This is a genomic window from Psychrobacter sp. UBA2514 (genome assembly GCF_002341255.1).
Classification (GTDB): domain Bacteria; phylum Pseudomonadota; class Gammaproteobacteria; order Pseudomonadales; family Moraxellaceae; genus Psychrobacter; species Psychrobacter pacificensis.
The window spans coordinates 23,059-23,634 of sequence record NZ_DDNS01000005.1 but is presented as its reverse complement, the minus strand read 5'-3'; the positions used below and the strand labels follow the sequence as shown (position 1 = coordinate 23,634).

Below are 576 nucleotides of genomic sequence, written 5' to 3'. Positions count from 1 at the left end.
AGCATTGATTGCTCATCTTCTAACCAAAAATGCTGATCAATGATTGTTATTGCAGCCTCCATCAACTCTGTACCGCGCGGGCGACCAGCAATGCTAGCAGACGCGCCAGCAAGCGCGACAAACGCATGCAGATAGGCGTTTTTGCGTGATGGGTTTTCATGAGTTGAAGAAGCATCACTGAACCAACCGCCATGTACCGAGTCGCGCAATGGGCCATCAAGTAACGCATCTAGGCCATGGTCAGCAAGTGTTGCCGTCCCCGGTATACCCATTAGTGCCGCTAGCGCATAGCAATGCACCATCCTCGCAGTGATGATGCTCTTTGCTGTGTCATCTACCATGTTGCCATCGTGACCCAAAGTAGCAAACCCTGATGGCACGCGCGCTTTGGCATAATGATCGAGCAAACGTTGTCCTTCAGCGAGCAACCAACGGCGATGAGTACTGCTATCTGCCCAACAGACAGATAGCAGGTCAGAAGAGTCAGGAGAATCCATGATATCAGCCATTGGTAATCATCCCACCATTGATATGTAGCGTCTGCCCAGTCACGAAGCTACTGTCTTGGCAAGCAAG

The 576-nt window shown here is 51.0% G+C and carries 1 protein-coding gene; it reads right to left on the bottom strand.

What is annotated here, in order from left to right; all coding sequences use genetic code 11:
* Positions 1-509, bottom strand: a 509-nt coding sequence (locus B3V51_RS01460; protein WP_286707844.1) for an AGE family epimerase/isomerase, incomplete at its 3' end; no start/stop codon positions are given.
* Positions 510-576: the final 67 nt, after the last annotated feature.